The following is an 18502-nucleotide window of genomic DNA, read 5'->3' on the forward strand; positions in this document are numbered from 1 at the left end:
CCACGTCCTACCCGGCTTGCCGCACCGCGCACACAACCGTGCACGATCTCCCGACCGGACCGGTGTCACGCAGCGCAGCGTGCCCCCTCGGCGGGCAGCTCACCGCGGGTCAGCGTCGCCCCGCCCACCGCAGCCAGGCACTGCGACCGGTAGAAACCGGTGTGGCCCATCGTGTCCAGCACGATCAGCCGCGACCCCGGCACCAGCCTCGCGAGCTCCTCGCCGTTCTCCAACGGAGTCTCCGCGTCGGAGACGTTGCCCATGATCAGCACTTTGCCGGCCACGGGCTTCGTTCGGCAGCGGCAACGGGCCCTCCTTGGCCGGTGGGCACGCCGTCGTGTTGGCCAGCGTGAATGCCGCGGCGAACGCCCCGAACCGTGGCGAGATCGTCGCCGCGGCGCCGACGGAGGCCTGCACCTCGGGGAGCGTCATACGCGTCGGCCAGTCGACGCAGGAGACGAACTGGAAGATCTCCGGCCCGTTCGAGAACGTCCCGTCGGGTCTCTGCCCTGCGATCGCGAGCCCGACGGCATGGAGCATCGACGGGTCGTTCGTCGCGCGGAACTCACCGATCGCCTGTTCGGCGAGCTCCTGGGTACCCGCGTAGTCGACCAGGCCGGCGAGGACGACCTGGAAGAACAGGCCGGCCGTCAGCCGCTTGCCGTCGGTCCCCGGGACGACGGGCTGCTCGGCGCGCACCCTCGCCAGGATCGCGTCGTACCCGGCACCGGGATCCGGTCCGAACGCACAGTCCGGCTTCGCCGCGCACCGCGCGAACCACCGGTCCAGAGAATCCTGCCCGGCCTTCACCATGCCCTCCGCGGTGTGGTCGACCGCCCCCTCCTGCGACATGGACCCGTCGAGCACCATGTTGCCGGTCGTCGCCGGGAACATCGCCGCATACGTCGCGCCGATGCGAGTGCCGTAGGACAGGCCGAGGAAGTTCAGCGTCGGCGCGCCCGCCGCGATCCGCATCGCCTCCAGGTCACGGACGCCCTGGACCGTCCCGATCACGTCGAGATACGAACCGTACCGGGCCACGCACGCGTCGCGGCGCTGCTGCGCGGCCTCCGACATCGCACGCAGTCCCTCGACGGTGCCGGGATCGGCCTCGAAGTACGCGAGGTTGCCCTCGGAGCACGTGATCGGTGTGCTGAGCCCGAGACCCCGCGGGTCCCACGTGAGGATGTCCATCGTCCCGCCGGTGGCGTCGGCGATCGCCGTGCCGCGGGTGCGGATCGAGGTGTTACCGGGGTCGCCCGGGCCGCCCCAGTTGACGAACATCGTGCCGGAACTCGCCCCCCTCGCGGGCAGCTTGGTCATCGCGATCGAGATCTTCTCGCCGTTCGGGGCGTCCCAATCCTTCGGCACCTCGATCCTCGTGCACAGGAAGCCGTCACCGCAGTCGGTCCAGGCCAATGTGGACACCATGGGCGGCGTCGGCACCGCCGGGACGGGAGGAGCGGGCGGTGCGCCGGCGGGACCACCGGAACAGGCAGCCGCGGTCAGCGCGACGGCGAGCGCCGCCGCGACGCCCACCGGTCGGAAACGAGGCATCGGTCAGTCCCTCCCCGGTGCGGCCATCGGCGCCGGACCGATGGCCTCACGATCGCGGACGGACCGGCCGCGGCCAATGCCCCTGCGGCACCTCTGATCAGGGGGCCTGGGTCCCCTCGGACGAGATCCGTTCTGCCCCGTCCGGCCATAGACTGCGGCGCAGTGGATGGAGCGCCGAGAGGTTCGTTCCTACGCCGACCCGCCGGGTCGGCCGTCCGGCCTGCTCTCGCCCTGCTGGCCGCCACGTCGGTGGCCCTCGCCGTCACCGAACTCGTCGTCACCGTCGCCGGCCCGACCGAGCCCGCCTGGTTCGCCGTGTTGTTCCCGGTGGCCGGGGTCGCCTATGTCGGGTCCGGCCTGCTGGCCTGGTACCGGCGCCCCGCCGGTCGGATGGGCGCACTCCTCGTCGCCGCCGGACTGGCGCTCCACCTCGCGGGCCTCGAACTGACCGGGGTGCCGGGCCTCAGCGCCATCGGCCACGCCGTCGCGCTGGTCCCCGTCGTCGCCGTGGTGCACCTGCTCCTGGCCTTCCCGACCGGCCGGCTGCGGACACACCTCGCCCGCGGACTCGTCGCCACCGGCTACGTCGTCACCGTCGGCACCGACGTCCTGCAGCAGTTGGTCACTCCGGGCTCGGCCCTCGGTGTCACCGACGCACCGTTCGCCGCCACCATCGCCGGCCGGGTGCTGCAGATCGGCGCGATCGTCGCGATCGTCGCCGCGAGCGCCGTCCTGGTGCACCGCTACCGGATCGCGACCACACCACAGCGCCGCACCCTCGCCCCGCTGTACAGCTTCGGTGTGCTGGCGATCCTGTACATCGTCTTCGCCGCCAACGTCCTTCCGCCCGTGTTCGGGGTCTCCTACACGACCGTCGCCGTCACGCAGGTCATCACGATCGCGCTCATCCCCGCCGCGTTCACCATCGGCGTGCTGCGCGGCGGATTCGCCCGCACCGCCGCCCTCGAGGACCTGGGGCTCTGGCTCGCCCGCGGCGACCGCGACCCCGAGGCCGTCCGCCGCGCCGTCGCCGAGACCGTCGGCGATCCCGACGCGCGGGTGCTGTTCCGTGTGGAAGACGGATACGTCGACGCCGCGGGGCGCCCGGCCGACCCCGGCCCGACCCACGCGCGGGTGACGCTCGACGGGACCGAGATCGCGGCGATCGGCTACGACCCCGTCCACGTCCCCGACGCCGGGCACGTCGACGCCGTCGGCGGGATCATCGCCATCGCGCTGGACCGGCAGCGCCTCGTCGCCGAGCTGCGTGCCTCCCGTGCCCGCGTCACCGAGGCCGCCGACGCCGAACGCCGACGCATCGCCCGCGACCTGCACGACGGCATCCAGGCCCGGCTCGTCCTGCTGCGGCTGCAGGCCTCGGGGGGCGTCGACGCCCAACCCGGCGAGGTCGTCGAGGGCCTCGACCGGGTGATCGACGACCTGCGCAGGCTCGTGCACGGCGTCATGCCGGCGGCACTCGTGGAGAACGGGCTGGCCGCGGCCGTCGAGGACCTCGCGGACCGGTTGCCCGTCCACACCGACGTCGACATCCGCACCGGGGACACCGATCTGCCGCCCGTCGTGCAGAGCGCCGTCTACTTCCTCGTCGCCGAGGCGTTGACCAACGCCGTCAAGCACTCGGGTGCCTCCCGGATCGGTGTGCGGGTGCATCGCGACGCCGCCGCCATGCACATCGAGGTGTGTGACGACGGCCGCGGCGGCGCCCGCGTCGACGGGCACGGCGGGCTGCGCGGGGCCCGCGACCGTGTCGAGGCCCTCGGCGGCGGGTTCGAGGTGGCGGACCTCCCCGGCGGCGGCACCCGGTTGCTGAGCAGGTTGCCGTGCGCGTCGTGATCGGTGAGGACGAGCCCCTGCTGCGTGAAGGGCTCGTCCTGCTGCTGTCCCGCAACGGTTTCGACGTCGTCTCCGCCGTCGGGGACGCGGAGACGCTGCGGGCGTCCGCCGCTGTGGAGCGGCCCGACGTCGTCGTCACCGACATCCGGATGCCGCCCGGCAACACCGACGACGGGCTGCGCGCCGCCCTGGACGTCCGCCGCGCCGACCCGCCGACCCCTGTCCTGGTGCTGTCGCAGCACGTCTCACGGCGTTACGTCACGACCCTGCTGGGCGACCGCACCGGCGGCGTCGGCTACCTGCTCAAACACCGGGTCACCGACGTCGGCACCTTCTGCGACGACCTGACCCGCGTCGCGAAGGGCGGTGTCGTGCTCGATCCCGAGGTCGTGTCGGTGATGGTCGGCCGTTCCGCGCGCGACGACGGCCGCGTCGACCGGCTCACGCCGCGCCAGGTGCAGGTGCTGGGGCTCGTGGCGGAGGGACGCAGCAACCTGGCCATCGCCAAGCGGCTCGGGATCACCGAGAAGGCCGTGGCCCGCCACGCCGCACAGATCTATGACACCCTCGACCTGCCGCCGAACCTCGACGACCACCGCCGGGTGCTGGCCGTGGTCAGGTTCCTGGACCGCTGAGAGCGCCGGCCACCCACGGTCGTTGCGGGCCTGCACGACGGCGCCGGCCGCGCCGGGGCGGGGTCACGACCGTCCCCCACCGAGACCCGCGGCGGGGTCGGCGCGCCACCGGGCGTGGGCGTCGCGCAGGCAGACACCGCACGGGCGGTACCCGGCGGCGACAGCCGTGGCCTCGTCGGCGAAGAACACCCGATGCTCGACGTAGTGGCCGCGGGCCAGCGCCCGACGCGCCGAAGGGCAGTCGAGGAGGCCGTAGATGCGTCGCCGCCGGTAGCCGCCGAGCGCTCCGGGTACGGCGCTCGTGAACGGCAGCCCGTCGGCTCCGAGCAGCGTGTACGGGGCGGGCACGTCAGGCGGCGTCGTGGAAGACGAGCCCGAGCGTGTGCCGGCTGCCCGACCGCACGGTGCTGACGCCGTGCTTCATCGGTCCGTTCGACCACCCCCGGCTGGAGGCGACGGGCCGGTCGCGCGTCGTGAAGACCAGCCCGTGGCCCTGCGGCAGGGTCGCCGCCGACCCGCGGGACTGGGCCCGTGGCCGCTGCTCCACCATCAGGAACTCACCGCCGGTGAAGTCGACGCCCGGCTCGTCGAGCATGACGACGACCTGCAACGGGAACAGCATCTCGCCGAAGACGTCGCGGTGCAGGGCGTTCCAGTCGCCGGGGCCGTAGCGCAGCAGAATCTGCGCCGACCTGGCCTGGCCCGCCGCGTGGCAACGGGCGATCCACTCGTCGAGCTCGTCGGGCCAGGGGGCGGGCCTGCCGAGGCGTTCGGCCCAGTCCCGCGCGATCGGCAGCAGCCGCGGGTAGAACGCCGCGCGCAGCTCGGCGACGACGCCGGGCAGATCGTGGGTGAAGTACCGGTACTCGCCCGACCCGAACCGGTGCCGCGCCATGTCCACGGTCGTGCGGAACCGGTCCGGGTCGTCGTAGAGCGCGGTGAGCGCGCGGCAGGCCGCGGGCGTCAGCAGCGGCCCGGTGAGCGCGTGGCCGTGCTCGTCGAGCCCGGCGGCCAGCGTCGGCCAGTCCTGCCCCGCGACCGTCTCGGACGGGGTCACAGCAGCGTCGGCTGCAGCGTGCCCTCGAGCGAGAGCAGCGCCACCTTGCGCTCCACGCCGCCCGCATAGCCGCGCATCGAGCCGTCGGCACCGATCACGCGGTGGCACGGACGCACGACGAGCACCGGGTTCGCGCCGATCGCCGCGCCGACGGCCTGGACGCGCTCCCGCGGCAGGTCGAGGGCGCGGGTGATCGCGCCGTAGGTCGTCGACGTGCCGTACGGGATGGCGTCGAGCTCGCGCCAGACGCGCTGCTGGAACCCGGTCCCACCCGGCGTGAGCGGGATGTCGAAGCGGGTCGACGTCCCCGCAAAATAGGCGTCGAGCTGTGCCACGGCGTCGGCGAACGCCTCCGGGGTGCGGCGGGCCCCGGTCGCGGCGACGGGGGCACCCGGCATCGACAGCGAGGTGAGCGTCAGCCCGGCCGCGCCGAGCTCGCCGACCAGCAGCAGCGCACCCAGCGGGCTGTCGGTCGTCGTGAAAACGGTGCTCGTCGTCATGTCCCCTCCTTCTCGGTGATCTCGTACGTCCTCCACCGTGCTCCCCCACCGGGGCGTTCGCTGGCGGGATTCGGACACGACGCGGGAGCCTGCCGGACACGGCGGATCGCCGCGGGACGTAGTGGCCCCGGAGCGTCCGGGGAGCGCGGGGAAAGACCTCCGCCTGCCGCAGGAAACATTCACGTGCAGCCATTTCCTTGCTGCAATTCCGTGGCACGTACGCCGTCGACGCAATTCATTTCCGCGGTTACAGTGCGCCGCGACCACGAAGGAACTCCCGTCAGGACGACATGCGCACGCTGCTGCACCACCGGGTCTATGTGAAGCTGTTCGCCGCACAGCTCGTGGCGCTCGTCGGCACCGGTCTCGCGACGGTGGCGCTCGGCCTGCTCGCCTACGACATCGCCGGCGGGTCCGCCGGTGTCGTCCTGGGAACGGCGTTGGCGGTCAAGATGATCGCCTACGTGACGGTCTCACCGATCGTCGGCGGACTGAACGACCGGGTGCCGCGTCGCGTGGTCATGGTGACCGCCGACGTGGTGCGCGGACTCGTCGTCCTCGCACTGCCGTTCGTCACCCAGGTCTGGCAGGTGTACGCACTCATCGCGGTACTCCAGTCGGCATCCGCCGCATTCACGCCGACATTCCAGTCCGTTCTCCCCGACGTTCTCCCCGACGAGTCCGACTACACCCGCGCCCTGTCGGCGTCACAGTTCGCATCGGCGGCCGAGACGATTCTGAGTCCGCTGCTCGCGGCGGTGGCACTCACCGTCCTCACGTTCCACGACCTGTTCGTCGGCACCGCGGCCGGGTTCGCCGTGTCGGCGGCGCTCGTGGTGACGACCGTGGTCCCGGCCGCCCGCCGCAGCTCCCGCGACAGGTTCCGCGATCGACTGTCGTCGGGGATGCGGGCGTTCGGCACCGTCCCCGCGCTGCGCGCCGTGCTCGCGTTCGACCTCGTCATCGCCGCCACCGGCGCGATCACGCTCGTCAGCACCGTCAACGTGGTCCGCGACCTGCTGGCCGGGTCGGAGGCCGACGTCGCGCTGCTGCTCGCCGTGTCGGGCGCCGGCACCGCCACCGCCGCCGTCCTCGCACCGCTGCTGCTGCGCGTCGTCCACGAGCGCACCGTCATGCTCGCCGGTTCGGTGATCGCGCTCGTCTCCGTGGGTGGCGCGGTCGCGCTCTCCGCGGGGGCGTCGTGGGGCTCCGCCTGCGTGGTGTGGGCGGGTATCGGGCTGGGCAACGGGCTGACGCTGATGCCGATCGGGCGCGTGCTGCGCCGCGCCGGCCGTCTCGACGACCGGCCCGCCGTGTTCGCCGCGCAGTTCTCGCTCTCGCACGCCTGCTGGCTGCTCACCTACCCGCTCACCGGGCGGCTCGGCACCGCCGCCGGGTTCGCCGTCACCTGGGCGGTGCTGCTCGGGCTCGGGGTGTCCGCCGCCGTCACCGCGCTGGTCGTCTGGCCCCGGCGGCTCACCCGGCCCGTCCTGCACACCCACGTCGACACCGCGGCCGGGCCCGGCTGGGCGCACAGCCACGAGGTCATGGACGACGAGCACCACCACCCGGTTCCCGCCTGACGTCCGCGACCTCGGCGCGGATCGCGGCGGTGTGCTCGCCCAGCGCCGGGACACGACCGTCGCGGCGCGGCCAGCCCGCCCCCAGCGCGGGCGGGACGAGCGCCGGCAGCGGGCCCACCGGCGAACCCACCTCCCGCCAGCGCCCCCGCTGCACGAGCTGCGGGTGCCCGGCGAGGTCGTGGACGTCGTTGAGCCGGGCGTTGCCGATGCCGGCCTCGTCGGCGCGCCGCTGGACCTCGTCGATGTCGTGACGCACGCACCACTCCCGCAGGACCGCGTCGAGCTCGTCGCGCAGGGCGACCCGGTCCTCGTTGCGGGCGAAGCGGGGGTCGGCCGCCAGGTCGGGGCGACCCAGCAGGTCCTCGGTCAGCCGTCGCCACTCCCGGTCGTTGGTGGTGCCGAGCACGACCGTGGCGCCGTCGCGCGTCGGGTAGGCGCCGTAGGGCGCGACCGTCGGCGACCCCAGGCCCACCGGCACCATCTCGCCACCGTGCATGACGGTGTTGAGCGCGAAGCCCATCATCTCGGCGAGGACGTCGAGCATCGCGACACGCACGACGGTCCCCCGCCCGGTCCGCTGCCGGTCGTAGAGGGCGGCCAGCACCGCGGAGTACGCGTAGAGCGCGGTGCCGATGTCGGCGACCGGCACCCCCGGCTTCGCCGGCTGCCCCGGCAGCCCGGTGATCGCGCACGCCCCGCCTTCGGACTGGATCAGCAGGTCGTAGGCCCGCTTGTGGTCGAGCGGGCCGCCCGTGCCGTACCCGGAGATGTCGACGACGACCAGCCGCGGGAAGCGCTCCACCAGGTCGTCGGGGGCGAACCCGAGCCGGCCCAGCGCACCCGGCGCGAGGTTGCTGACCAGGACGTCGGCCCGCCCCAGCAGCGCCTCGAACACCGCGCGGTCGGGACCGTCGCGCACGTCGAGCTCGGCGGACTCCTTGCCGTGGTTGAGCCACACGAAGTGCGCCGCCAAGCCGCGGACGACGCCGTCGTAGTGCCTGCTCGCGTCGCCGGTACCGGGGCTCTCGACCTTGATCACCCGGGCGCCCAGGTCGGCGAGGTGCCGGGTGCACAACGGGGCCGCGATGGCCTGCTCCAACGCCACCACGGTGATGCCGTCCAACGGCGCGCCCATGCACCCTCCTCACGCGCCGCAGCGACCCTGCTGCGGCCCCACACCCGATCCTCGACCGTGTGGGCGCGTTGCGCCGGTCCGGGGGCCGGCCGGCAGCGCCGCCCGGTCCGGGGGCCGGCCGGCAGCGCCGCGCCGACGGCGCCGCCCGGTCCGACCCCGGGGAGGTGCCCGCTGGTCAGCCGCGGGCGACCGGCGGCGGGACCGGGTAGCTCAGCCGGCCGCGCGTCGCGACGACCACGATCACCGCCACCAGCCCGAACCCGACCAGCTCCGGCAGCAACCCGTAGTCGTCCAGCAGCGGTGCCGGGAACAGCGGTGCGACGACCTTGTTCGCGAACGTGTTGAACGAGGCGTGCATGAGCATCGTGATCAGGAGGCTGCCGCCGACGTTGTTGAACACCCAGCCCATCACGATCGTCAGCAGCGTGATCATCACGACGAACGTGACCATGTTCGCGAGGGTCGGGGAGTTCCACACACCCGTCCAGAACAGCGGGAAGTGCCACAGCGCCCAGAGCACCCCCAGGACCGTGTTACCGGCGAGCGGCCCGAACCGCTCCTGCAGCCGCGACAGCGCGAACCCGCGCCACCCCGGCTCCTCCCCCAGCGGCCCGCCGAGGAAGAACGTCGTCACCAACGCGAGCGGGTAACCGAGGACCAGCGCGGACGTCACCGGCTGCGCCGAGGCCGCCACCCCGGGCAGGGCGACCGCCCCGACGACCTCGCTCGCCGGGATCACCAGCAGCACGAACAGGTACCACCGCAGCTTCACGCGCCACTGCACGTACCGACGCAGCAGCCGCCGGGGACCCTCCGGCCCCTCCACCGCCCGGACCATGACGAACGCCGCGACGGTCGGTCCCGTGAACGTCGCCGCCGCGATCAGCAGCGCCGCCGCGACCGGGGGCAGCGTGTACGGCAGCAGACCCGTCCCGGTCCGGGACAGGATCACCGGGAGCTCGACCACCCACGCGCCCGCCGCGGCGATCGCGAAGAAAGCCACCAGCGGGTGCCGGGCCAGCACGCCCTTGCGCGCCTCGCCGGGCCACGTGCCGACGTCCGCAGTCGTCATGTCGAACTCTCCGCCGCACAGTCATCGCAGGTCGTCGACGTCGAGGGGCGCCGGGGGAGCAGAGTAGACATCGAAGGTCCGGCGACGACCGCAGCTCACTCGATCGTGTGACGCGGCGCAGCAGCCGGTTCCGACCGGGCAGCGCGGCCCCGCTGACCACAATGGCCCCTGGCGCCCGCGTCCTGTCGCTGAAAGTCTGACCTCCCGGTCGAGCGAGGGGGAGCGAATGGTCGAGGCGGCGATCGCGGAACACGGGCTGATCGGGGACCTGCACACGGCCGCCCTGGTGAGCACCGACGGCTCCGTCGACTGGTTCTGCTGCCCACGGTTCGACTCGCCCAGCGTGTTCGGCGCGCTGCTCGACGACGAGAAGGGCGGCCACTTCCGCATCCGCCCCGCCCTCCGCACCTACGACGTCAAGCAGATGTACCACCCCGACACGGCCGTGCTCATCACCCGGTTCATCACCGAGGCCGGCGTCGGCGAGGTCGTGGACTTCATGCCACCGGCCGGGCCCGAGGTCACCGGCCGGCACCGGATCGTCCGGATGATGCGCTGCGTGCGCGGCCGGATGTCGTTCGACGTCGACATCGCGCCGCGGTTCGGCTACGGCCGGGCCCGCCACGCTCTGCACATCGGGGAGCACGGCGCGGTGTTCGCCACCGACGACCTCACCCTCACCCTGCACTCGGTCCGCGAGCCCGGCGACCCGCAGCTCGCCCACGTGGCGGTCGACGACGGGGACCTGGGCGTGCGGATCGACCTCGCCGCCGGCGACCTGCGCGGGTTCGTGCTCGAAGCCGGCGCGGACGGGCCACCCCGCGACCTGCGCGTCGGCGACCTGCAGCAGCTCTTCGACGAGACCGTCGGCTTCTGGCGGATGTGGCTCGGGCGTTCGACGTACCGGGGCCGCTGGCGGGAGATGCTGGGCCGTTCCGCGATCACCCTCAAGCTCATGACCTACCGGCCGACGGGTGCGCTCGTCGCCGCGCCGACCGCGGCGCTGCCCGAGCAGATCGGCGGCGAACGCAACTGGGACTACCGGTACACGTGGGTACGCGACGCGTCGTTCAGCGTGTACGCCCTGCTCAAGATGGGGTTCACCGGCGAGGCGGCACAGTTCGCCGGATGGCTGCGCGACCGCGTCGCCGAGGCGGGCGGCGTGGGGTCGCCACTCAAGATCATGTACCGCGTCGACGGCACGTCCGACCTGGTCGAGGAGGAGCTGCCGCACTGGTCGGGGCATCGCGGGTCCCGGCCCGTCCGGATCGGCAACGGCGCCGCCGACCAGCTCCAGCTCGACATCTACGGCGAGGCGCTCGACAGCATCTCCTTCACCGACCGGCACGGCATCTCCTTCGGCCACCGCGGCTGGACGCAGATCGGTGAGGTCCTCGACTGGCTGGCCCGCAACTGGGACCAGCCCGAGGAAGGAATCTGGGAGACCCGCGGCGGGCGCAAGGACTTCACCTACGGCCGGCTGATGAGCTGGGTGGCGTTCGACCGCGGCATCCGGATGGCCACCGAGCGGGGCCGACCGGGCGACATCGCCGGCTGGACGTCGGCCCGCGACGCGATCTACGACCAGATCATGACGCGCGGCTTCTCCACGACCCGCCAGGCGTTCGTCCAGCACTACGACGACGACGTGCTCGACTCGTCGCTGCTGCGCATGGCGACGGTCGGCTTCGTCGTGCCCACCGACCCGATGTGGCACTCCACCCTCGCCGCGATGGAGGACGAGCTCGTCACCGACAGCCTCGTCTACCGCTACGACCCGGCGGCCTCACCCGACGGCCTGCGCGGCTCCGAGGGCACGTTCTCGCTGTGCACCTTCATGTACGTCGACGCGCTGGCCCGCGCCGGGCGCCTGGAGGACTCGCGGCTGGCCTTCGAGAAGATGCTGACCTACGCCAACCACGTCGGGCTGTTCTCCGAGGAGATCGCCCTGACCGGCGAGCAGATCGGCAACTTCCCGCAGGCCTTCACCCACCTCGCGCTGATCGACGCCGCGATCACCCTCGACAAGGCGCTCGGCGACTGACCGGCCGCGGCGGCGGACGACACGTTGCGGGCGACCCCGGGTGCGACCAGGCTGGCCGCACACCGCTCACCGCGCTGGGAGACGTCCCGATGATGATCCACGGCAACTTCCGTGAGTACCTGGACCACCTGCTCCGCGACGGCTACAGCGTGCGCCACGACGCGCACGGCTCCGACCCCGACCTCATCGACCCGGGTGGCGACCCCGTCGAGACCTGGCTCGAGGACTACCCCTACGACGAGCGCCTCGACCGCGACGCCTACGAGGCCGAGAAGTACCAGCTGCAGGTCGAGCTCCTGAAGTTCCAGTACTGGACCCAGGACGTCGGCGCCAAGCACGTCATCCTCTTCGAGGGGCGCGACGCCGCCGGCAAGGGCGGCACGATCAAGCGCTTCCTGGAACACCTCAACCCGCGCGCCGCCCGGGTCGTCGCACTGAACAAGCCCACGGAGACCGAGCGCGGGCAGTGGTACTTCCACCGCTACGTCACCCAGCTCCCCACCGCCGGGGAGATCGTGCTGTTCGACCGCTCCTGGTACAACCGCGCCGGCGTCGAACGCGTCATGGGCTTCTGCACCGACCGCGAGTACGAGATCTTCCTGCGCCAGGCCCCGCTGTTCGAGGAGATGCTGATCGAGAGCGGCTTCACCCTCACCAAGCTGTGGTTCTCCGTGACCCGCTCCGAGCAGCGCACCCGCTTCGCCATCCGCCAGATCGACCCCGTCCGGCGCTGGAAGCTCTCCGCGATGGACATCGAGTCGCTCGACCGCTGGGACGACTACACCGCGGCCAAGGAGGCGATGATCGAGCACACCGACATCGACCTCGCGCCGTGGACGTCGATCAAGAGCAACGACAAGAAGCGCGGCCGGATCGCCGCGATGCGCTTCTTCCTCAACCAGTTCGACTACGCCGGAAAGGACCCGTCGCTGGTCTACCCGGCCGACCCGCAGCTCGTGCAACGCGGCCGGGACTCGATCAAGGACTGACTGCTCGACGTCACCCACCGCATGGACACCCTCGCCACCGGCCGGCGTCGGGAGGCACCTGCGCCGGGAGGGAGCGGTCATGACCGACGTTGCGGCTGCGCGGGCCCGGCGGCAGCGCCGGCTCGTCGCGCTCGTCCAGGTCCTCGGGCTGGCGGTGTGGTTCTCGCTGTCCGCGGTGGTGCCGAGCCTGCGCACGGAATGGGGCATCTCGGCGGCCGCCGCGGTGTGGCTGACGGCGTCGGCGCAGCTCGGGTTCGTCGCAGGCGCACTGGGGTCGACGGCCCTCAACCTGTCCGACCGCATCCGCCCGCACGTCCTGCTGGCGGCGTCGGCGTTCCTCGCGGCGCTGACGACGACCTGCCTGCCGCTGTTCGTCGACGGCCTGGCCGGGGCGGTCCCGCTGCGCTTCCTGACGGGGGTGTTCCTCGCCGGGGTGTATCCCGTCGGTTTGAAGGTCATGGCGTCGTGGTCGGACAGCTCGGGGCGCGGCCGTGCGCTCGGGCTGCTGATCGCGGCACTGACCGTCGGCTCCCTGCTGCCCCACCTCATCGCCGGGTTCGGGCCGCTGCCGTGGCAGGCCGTCCTCTGGATCGCCGCGGGGGTCGGGACGCTCGGGGCGGTCGTGTCGCTGGCGTTCGTCCGGCCCGGTCCGCACCTGGCCGCGTCCGCCCCGACCCGCAACGCCGCCTACGGGCTGACGATGTTCAGGCAGCGCGGCCCCCGCCTGGCGACGCTCGGCTACCTCGGTCACATGTGGGAGCTCTACGCACTGTGGACGTGGTTCCCGGCGTTCCTGCTGGCCGTGCCGGACGGGTTCGGGTCCGGTACCGCGGTCGTCGTGTTCCTCACGATGGGGATCGCGGGCGCGGTGGGCTGCCTCGTGGGCGGGTGGGGCGCCGACCGCCACGGGCGTTCCCCCACCGCCGTCACCGCCCTCGTCGTCAGCGGCGCCTGCTGCCTGCTGTCACCGCTCGCGTTCGGCGCGGGCCCGGTCGCGCTCGCCGCGTTCGGCGCAGTGTGGGGTGCGGCGGTCGTCGCCGACTCGGGCGTGTTCTCGACGTCGCTGTCCGAGGTCGCGGACCCGCGTTTCGTCGGCACCGCCCTCGCCGCGCAGACCGCGTCCGGGTTCCTGCTCACCGTCGTGAGCATCCAGCTCGTCCCGGTGCTCGCGGAGGGTGTCGGATGGCAGTTCGCGTTCCTGCTCCTCGCTCCCGGCCCGGTCGTCGGCGCCGTCGCCATGCGGCGGTTCGGGCGCCCGGTCCGGCCGGACCCGGGGCTCCCGGAACGGGCGTGAGCGGCGGCCGGTGGGAACGCCGGGCGGGGACGGCGGCGCCGCACCCGCACGCTTCGATGCGTCCCTCTTATCAATGGGCCACCGATGAGTATTGGACGTGATGGGCCGGGGTTCCTACCGTCGAGACATGACGTCCAGCTACCTCTACGCGAGCGCCCGCACGGCGTTCGGGCGCTTCGGCGGCGGACTCGCCGGCGTCCGACCCGACGACCTCGCCGCCGCCGCGCTCACCGGCGTGCTGTCGAAGACCCCCGCCCTCGACCCGCAGCTCGTCGGCGACGTCTTCTGGGGATGCGCCAACCAGGCCGGTGAGGACAACCGCGACGTCGGCCGCATGGCCGTCCTGCTGGCCGGACTACCCGTGTCGGTCCCCGCCACCACCGTGAACCGGCTCTGCGGCTCCTCACTCGACGCCGCGATCCAGGCCTCGCGCGCCATCGAGGTCGGCGACGCCGACATCGTCGTCGCCGGCGGCGTCGAGTCGATGACCAGGGCACCGTGGGTGCTCCCCAAGCCCTCACGCGCCTTCCCCGCCGGCGACGTCACCGCCGTGTCGACCACACTCGGCTGGCGGCTGGTCAACGACCGCATGCCCGCGGAATGGACGGTCTCGCTCGGCGAGTGCAACGAGCAGCTCGTGGACCGCTTCGCCCTCTCACGCCGCCGCCAGGACGAGTTCGCCGCCCGCTCCCACCAGCTCGCCGCCCAGGCCTGGGCCGACGGCTTCTACGACGACCTGGTCGTCGCCGTCCCCGGCACCACCCTGGCGCGCGACGAGAGCATCCGCGACGGCTCCACCCCCGACACCCTCGCCGGGCTCAAGCCCGCCTTCCGCCCCGACGGGACGATCACCGCCGGCAACGCCAGCCCCCTCAACGACGGCGCCGCCGCGCTCCTGCTCGGCACCGCCGACGCCGGCGCCCGCATCGGCGCCGACCCCGTCGCCCGCATCGCCGGCCGCGGCGTGCACGCCCTCGACCCCCGCGAGTTCGGCTTCGCACCCGTCGAGGCCGCCGAACGCGCCCTCGCCAGGGCCGGCATCGGCTGGGCCGACGTCGGCGCCGTCGAGCTCAACGAAGCCTTCGCCGCACAGTCGCTGGCCTGCGTCGACGCCTGGAAGATCGACCCCGGCATCGTCAACTCCAAGGGCGGCGCGATCGCCGTCGGCCACCCGCTCGGCGCGTCCGGCGCCCGCATCCTCGGAACCCTCGCCGCGCGGCTGCACGAGTCGGGCGACCGGTGGGGCGTGGCCGCCATCTGCATCGGCGTCGGCCAGGCACTCGCCGTCGTCCTCGAGAACGTCGCCGGGGCACGGTCGTGACCGCCCGCATCCACGACGGATACGACGAGGCCGTCGCCGGCACCGCCGACGGCTCGACCGTCCTCGTCGGCGGGTTCGGCATGGCCGGCATGCCCGTCGAGCTCGTCGACGCCCTCATCCGGCAGGGCGCCGGTGACCTCACCATCGTCTCCAACAACGCCGGCAACGGCGACACCGGGCTGGCCGCGCTGCTCGCGACCGGCCGGGTCCGCAAGATCATCTGCTCCTTCCCGCGCCAGGCCGACTCCTGGGTGTTCGACGACCTCTACCGCACCGGCCGGATCGAGCTGGAACTCGTCCCCCAGGGCAACCTCGCCGAGCGCATGCGCGCAGCGGGCGCGGGCATCGGCGCCTTCTACAGCCCCACCTCGGTCGGCACCCCGCTGGCCGAGGGCAAGGAGGTCCGGGAGATCGACGGCCGCACCTACCTGCTCGAGTACCCGATCCGCGGCGACCTCGCGCTGATCAAGGCCCACGTCGCCGACCGGATGGGCAACCTCGTCTACCGCAAGACGGCCCGCAACTTCGGCCCCGTCATGGCCACCGCCGCGCGCACCGTGGCCGTCCAGGTCGACCGCGTCGTCGACGCCGGCGCCCTCGACCCCGAGTCCGTGGTCACCCCCGGGGTCTACGTCGACCGCATCGTCCCCGCCACCCAGGAGGCCGCCGCATGACCGCCCGCACGAAGGACGACATCGCGGCCGCCATCGCCCGCGACATCACCGACCACCACCCCGACGGCGCCTACGTCAACCTCGGCATCGGGCAGCCGACCCTCGTCGCCGACCACCTCCCCCGCGGCTCCGGGGTGGTCCTGCACACCGAGAACGGCATGCTCGCGATGGGCCCCGCCGCCCACGGCGACGACATCGACCCCGACCTGACCAACGCCGGCAAGATCCCCGTCACCGAACTCCCCGGGGCCGCCTACTTCCATCAGGCAGACTCCTTCGCGATGATGCGCGGCGGCCACCTCGACATCTGCGTCCTCGGCGCGTTCCAGGTCTCCGCGGGCGGCGACCTCGCCAACTGGCACACCGGCGCCCCGGACGCCATCCCCGCCGTCGGTGGTGCCATGGACCTCGCCATCGGCGCCGAACGCGTCTGGGTGATGATGACGTTGTTCGACAAGCAGGGCGCGCCCAAACTGGTACCGACGTGCACCTATCCGCTGACGGGCGTCGGCTGCATCGACCGCGTCTACACCGACCTCGCCACCTTCGCGGTCGGCCCGGGCGGGGTCCGCGTCCTGGACGTCCACGGCATCACACCTGCCGAGCTCGTCCGCAGACTGGGACCGGTCCAGCTCGACATCGACGCGGCCGTCGGCTGACGCGCCGACATCCCCGGCGGCCCGCCGCGCGAGCACCGACCTCGACGCGACGGGCCCCTCCTGCCGTCAGAACACCTGCACCTCGCGCACGTCCAGGTCGCGGAAGACCGGATCGTCGTCGCACAGCGCGCGCAACTGCTCGGCGATCCGGCCGGTCGCCGGATGCTTCGAGTTGGCGGCCGCCATCTCGGCATCCGGGAAGCCCACGACCTGGACGTAGCGTCTCGGCTCGGACCGGTCCGACCCGACGAGGCCCCAGACAGCGGTCCGGTCGGACCCGATCTCGTCCAACCACTGCTGTTCGAGGCTGCGGAGCTCGTCGATCCGGTCGGTGCTGAACTCGATGAGCTGGACGAACGCCCCCGGCTCCACGTCGAGGGCGGCGGCCTCGCTCAGCGCCGTGCGCAGGCCCTCACGCAGCTCGGCGCCGTCGACGTGTCCGTGCACGTCCACCGCGTGGGCGGCCGCCGCCCGCAGCACCTCGTCGGGCTCACCGCTGATGGTCAGCGAGCAGTTCGACTCGCTCGGAACCGACCGGCAATCGAGAGTCACCCTGGCCACGTACCCCACCTCCGCACTCAGGCCGACCCGGCGCGGGTGCGCCGGGACACCGACCCAAGACCCCCGCCCCGGTGATGTCGATAGCCGGATCCGGTTTCCCCGAACGGCCGAGGCCCCACGCCACAACCTCCCCGCCCTGCTACAAGTGCCCGCCCTGCCCCGCACCGAACGACCACGACGAGCGAGCCGGCGCTCCGCAGGACACGTCGGGCCCTTCTCCCGTTCCGGCACGTTCCCGACCGGCGTACCTTGCGGGCGATGTCGACCGAGCGGGACCGGCTGTGGGTGGACGACATGCCCGCGGCCTACGCCGAAGGACTCGAAACGGCCGTCTTCGCCCCCTTCGCGACACTCGTCGCGGAGCGGGCCGCGGCGCTCGCCCCGCGACGGGTGCTGGAGGTGGCGGCCGGCACCGGGGTCGTCACCCGGGCGCTGGCCGACGCGCTGCCGGGCGTCGACCTGCTCGCGACGGACCTCAACGCCGCCATGGTCGCCCACGGTGCCGAGCGGGAGTCGCGGGCAAGGTGGGAGCAGGCGGACGTCATGGCGCTGCCCGTCGACGACGACGCCGTCGACCTCGTCGTCTGCGGGTTCGGGGTGATGTTCTTCCCCGACAAGCCGGCCGCCGCGGCCGAGATCCGGCGGGTACTGGCGCCCGGGGGCCGGTTCCTGGCCACGATCTGGGACACCGTCGAGACCCACGCGTTCGGCGCGGCGCTCACCCGGGCCGTCGAGAAGACGTTTCCCGACGACCCGCCGACCTTCATCCGCGCCGTCCCGCACGGCTACGCCGACCCGGACCGCATCCGCGCGGACCTCTCGGGGTTCGCCGAGGTGAGCGTCGAGCGCGTGGTCCGGGTCGGGACGGCGCCGTCCGCGGCCGACGTCGCCCGGGGCTTCTGCCTCGGCAGCCCGCTGCGGGCGCAACTGGCCGAGCGCGGAGAGCCGCAGGCGGCGGTGGATCCCGTCGCCGCGGCGATGACGACGATGCTCGGCGACGGCCCGGTCAGCGGCGAGATGGCCGCCTTCCTCGTCGAGGCCCGCACGTAGGACGCATCAGGCAGGTGTGGCGGCCGACCTCGATGGTCAGGTGCCGCTTGGTGTTCCACGAGATCATCCGGTTTGCCCCGTCGACGAACGAGTGGCGCCGAGTGGCGACCACCGACGTGGTAGCCGAAAACGCGCGGGCACTCGAGTTCCAGCGCGACGTTAATAGGAGATCTCGCCCATGACGAAGGGGTCGAACCGCACAGCGCTAAGAATTCTGCGAAATGCACCCTGCAGGAGACCGATCGGCAGCGAATGAGGATGGAGCGCGGCACCGACTGCGGACTCGCTGGCGGGAACGTCGCGGTAAGCGCCGGCGAGGTACTGGGCCGTCACCGCAGGTCTCGGACTCACCGAATAAAGGAGATTCCGAATTCTTTGAGTCGATCGCGTAAGATTCCGTGATGGGGAATCTGACCACTGGAGGCATCTGCGACTCCGTTCGACAGCGGGCCGGGCCTACCGACCTGGGAAACCCCCGAGATCTGTCAACTGCCGTTTACAGGGTGCTGACCCGGCC

16 protein-coding genes and 2 pseudogenes are annotated in these 18502 nt (G+C 72.7%); 10 read left to right on the forward strand and 8 right to left on the reverse strand.

The annotated features are described in order from the left end of the window. Positions 1 to 65: 65 nt before the first annotated feature. Together AB7F12_RS06630 and AB7F12_RS06635 are read right to left on the reverse strand one after the other, a co-directional pair. Positions 66 to 287, reverse strand: a pseudogene (locus AB7F12_RS06630) (alpha/beta hydrolase); the annotation flags it as partial. Positions 288 to 747: 460 nt separating this feature from the next. Further along, positions 748 to 1557 (reverse strand): annotated as a pseudogene (locus AB7F12_RS06635) (alpha/beta fold hydrolase); the annotation flags it as partial. A gap of 162 nt (positions 1558 to 1719) precedes the next feature. On the opposite strand from AB7F12_RS06635, the gene AB7F12_RS06640 reads away from it, so the two are divergent. Then, on the forward strand, positions 1720 to 3411 hold the full coding sequence (locus AB7F12_RS06640; RefSeq protein WP_428497609.1) for a sensor histidine kinase: 1692 nt from the start codon (positions 1720 to 1722) through the stop codon (positions 3409 to 3411). Further along, complete coding sequence (locus tag AB7F12_RS06645; RefSeq protein WP_428497610.1) at positions 3399 to 4046, forward strand: response regulator; 648 nt, start codon at positions 3399 to 3401, stop codon at positions 4044 to 4046. The genes AB7F12_RS06640 and AB7F12_RS06645 overlap by 13 nt, the downstream gene beginning before the upstream one ends. Positions 4047 to 4109: 63 nt before the next feature. Here the strand turns inward: AB7F12_RS06645 and AB7F12_RS06650 are convergent, their stop codons facing one another. From AB7F12_RS06650 to AB7F12_RS06660, 3 genes are read right to left on the reverse strand one after another with little or no spacing between them, the layout of a single operon-like run. Further along, positions 4110 to 4394, reverse strand: coding sequence for an Ada metal-binding domain-containing protein (locus AB7F12_RS06650; RefSeq protein WP_428497611.1), 285 nt, complete (start codon positions 4392 to 4394; stop codon positions 4110 to 4112). Between the two features lies 1 nt (position 4395). After that, positions 4396 to 5103 (reverse strand): 2OG-Fe(II) oxygenase, encoded by a 708-nt coding sequence (locus AB7F12_RS06655; protein ID WP_428497612.1) that lies wholly within the window; start codon positions 5101 to 5103, stop codon positions 4396 to 4398. After that, positions 5100 to 5603: a methylated-DNA--[protein]-cysteine S-methyltransferase gene (locus AB7F12_RS06660; RefSeq protein WP_428497613.1), complete on the reverse strand. Its 504-nt coding sequence runs from the start codon at positions 5601 to 5603 to the stop codon at positions 5100 to 5102. Before AB7F12_RS06660 ends, AB7F12_RS06655 begins: the two co-directional genes overlap by 4 nt. A 290-nt stretch (positions 5604 to 5893) precedes the next feature. On the opposite strand from AB7F12_RS06660, the gene AB7F12_RS06665 reads away from it, so the two are divergent. Beyond that, positions 5894 to 7186 carry an MFS transporter gene (locus AB7F12_RS06665; RefSeq protein WP_428497614.1) on the forward strand — a complete coding sequence of 431 codons (1293 nt, stop codon included), beginning with the start codon at positions 5894 to 5896 and terminating at the stop codon, positions 7184 to 7186. On the opposite strand, the gene AB7F12_RS06670 is transcribed toward AB7F12_RS06665, so the two are convergent. Together AB7F12_RS06670 and AB7F12_RS06675 are read right to left on the reverse strand one after the other, a co-directional pair. Then, positions 7149 to 8321 (reverse strand): CaiB/BaiF CoA transferase family protein, encoded by a 1173-nt coding sequence (locus tag AB7F12_RS06670; RefSeq protein ID WP_428497615.1) that lies wholly within the window; start codon positions 8319 to 8321, stop codon positions 7149 to 7151. The genes AB7F12_RS06665 and AB7F12_RS06670 overlap by 38 nt on opposite strands. Positions 8322 to 8496: 175 nt before the next feature. Continuing rightward, a complete protein-coding gene (locus tag AB7F12_RS06675) occupies positions 8497 to 9393 on the reverse strand; it encodes a CPBP family intramembrane glutamic endopeptidase (protein ID WP_428497616.1) in 897 nt (298 codons plus the stop codon). Positions 9394 to 9619: 226 nt separating this feature from the next. On the opposite strand from AB7F12_RS06675, the gene AB7F12_RS06680 reads away from it, so the two are divergent. The 6 genes from AB7F12_RS06680 to AB7F12_RS06705 all read left to right on the forward strand — a co-directional run bounded on the left by AB7F12_RS06680 (position 9620) and on the right by AB7F12_RS06705 (position 16374). Beyond that, complete coding sequence (locus AB7F12_RS06680) at positions 9620 to 11437, forward strand: glycoside hydrolase family 15 protein (RefSeq protein ID WP_428497617.1); 1818 nt, start codon at positions 9620 to 9622, stop codon at positions 11435 to 11437. 89 nt (positions 11438 to 11526) lie between these two features. After that, positions 11527 to 12426 carry a polyphosphate kinase 2 gene (gene ppk2 / locus AB7F12_RS06685; RefSeq protein WP_428497618.1) on the forward strand — a complete coding sequence of 300 codons (900 nt, stop codon included), beginning with the start codon at positions 11527 to 11529 and terminating at the stop codon, positions 12424 to 12426. Positions 12427 to 12505: 79 nt separating this feature from the next. Further along, positions 12506 to 13720 (forward strand): MFS transporter, encoded by a 1215-nt coding sequence (locus tag AB7F12_RS06690; protein ID WP_428497619.1) that lies wholly within the window; start codon positions 12506 to 12508, stop codon positions 13718 to 13720. Between the two features lie 127 nt (positions 13721 to 13847). Next, on the forward strand, positions 13848 to 15041 hold the full coding sequence (locus AB7F12_RS06695) for a thiolase family protein (RefSeq protein WP_428497620.1): 1194 nt from the start codon (positions 13848 to 13850) through the stop codon (positions 15039 to 15041). Continuing rightward, positions 15038 to 15715, forward strand: a complete 678-nt coding sequence (locus AB7F12_RS06700) for a 3-oxoacid CoA-transferase subunit A (RefSeq protein ID WP_428497621.1) — start codon at positions 15038 to 15040, stop codon at positions 15713 to 15715. The genes AB7F12_RS06695 and AB7F12_RS06700 overlap by 4 nt, the downstream gene beginning before the upstream one ends. Further along, a complete protein-coding gene (locus AB7F12_RS06705) occupies positions 15712 to 16374 on the forward strand; it encodes a 3-oxoacid CoA-transferase subunit B (RefSeq protein WP_428497622.1) in 663 nt (220 codons plus the stop codon). Before AB7F12_RS06700 ends, AB7F12_RS06705 begins: the two co-directional genes overlap by 4 nt. A gap of 66 nt (positions 16375 to 16440) precedes the next feature. Here the strand turns inward: AB7F12_RS06705 and AB7F12_RS06710 are convergent, their stop codons facing one another. After that, the gene (locus tag AB7F12_RS06710) at positions 16441 to 16935 is read right to left on the reverse strand and encodes a DUF1059 domain-containing protein (protein WP_428497623.1); all 495 of its coding nucleotides are present in this window, start codon (positions 16933 to 16935) and stop codon (positions 16441 to 16443) included. A 258-nt stretch (positions 16936 to 17193) separates the two neighbouring features. On the opposite strand from AB7F12_RS06710, the gene AB7F12_RS06715 reads away from it, so the two are divergent. After that, the gene (locus AB7F12_RS06715) at positions 17194 to 17985 is read left to right on the forward strand and encodes a class I SAM-dependent methyltransferase (RefSeq protein ID WP_428497624.1); all 792 of its coding nucleotides are present in this window, start codon (positions 17194 to 17196) and stop codon (positions 17983 to 17985) included. Positions 17986 to 18502 lie beyond the last annotated feature (517 nt).

The organism is Pseudonocardia sp., assembly GCF_050250275.1.
Lineage (GTDB): Bacteria > Actinomycetota > Actinomycetes > Mycobacteriales > Pseudonocardiaceae > Pseudonocardia.

Bases quoted from the DNA above. Each gene is read 5' to 3' on its own strand.
- ppk2 (WP_428497618.1), top strand. From the start codon at position 11,527: ATGATGATCCACGGCAACTTCCGTGAGTACCTGGACCACCTGCTCCGC.
- AB7F12_RS06675 (WP_428497616.1), bottom strand. From the start codon at position 9,393: ATGACGACTGCGGACGTCGGCACGTGGCCCGGCGAGGCGCGCAAGGGC.
- AB7F12_RS06680 (WP_428497617.1), top strand. From the start codon at position 9,620: ATGGTCGAGGCGGCGATCGCGGAACACGGGCTGATCGGGGACCTGCAC.
- AB7F12_RS06695 (WP_428497620.1), top strand. From the start codon at position 13,848: ATGACGTCCAGCTACCTCTACGCGAGCGCCCGCACGGCGTTCGGGCGC.
- AB7F12_RS06665 (WP_428497614.1), top strand. From the start codon at position 5,894: ATGCGCACGCTGCTGCACCACCGGGTCTATGTGAAGCTGTTCGCCGCA.
- AB7F12_RS06670 (WP_428497615.1), bottom strand. From the start codon at position 8,321: ATGGGCGCGCCGTTGGACGGCATCACCGTGGTGGCGTTGGAGCAGGCC.
- AB7F12_RS06690 (WP_428497619.1), top strand. From the start codon at position 12,506: ATGACCGACGTTGCGGCTGCGCGGGCCCGGCGGCAGCGCCGGCTCGTC.
- AB7F12_RS06715 (WP_428497624.1), top strand. From the start codon at position 17,194: ATGTCGACCGAGCGGGACCGGCTGTGGGTGGACGACATGCCCGCGGCC.
- AB7F12_RS06705 (WP_428497622.1), top strand. From the start codon at position 15,712: ATGACCGCCCGCACGAAGGACGACATCGCGGCCGCCATCGCCCGCGAC.
- AB7F12_RS06660 (WP_428497613.1), bottom strand. From the start codon at position 5,603: ATGACGACGAGCACCGTTTTCACGACGACCGACAGCCCGCTGGGTGCG.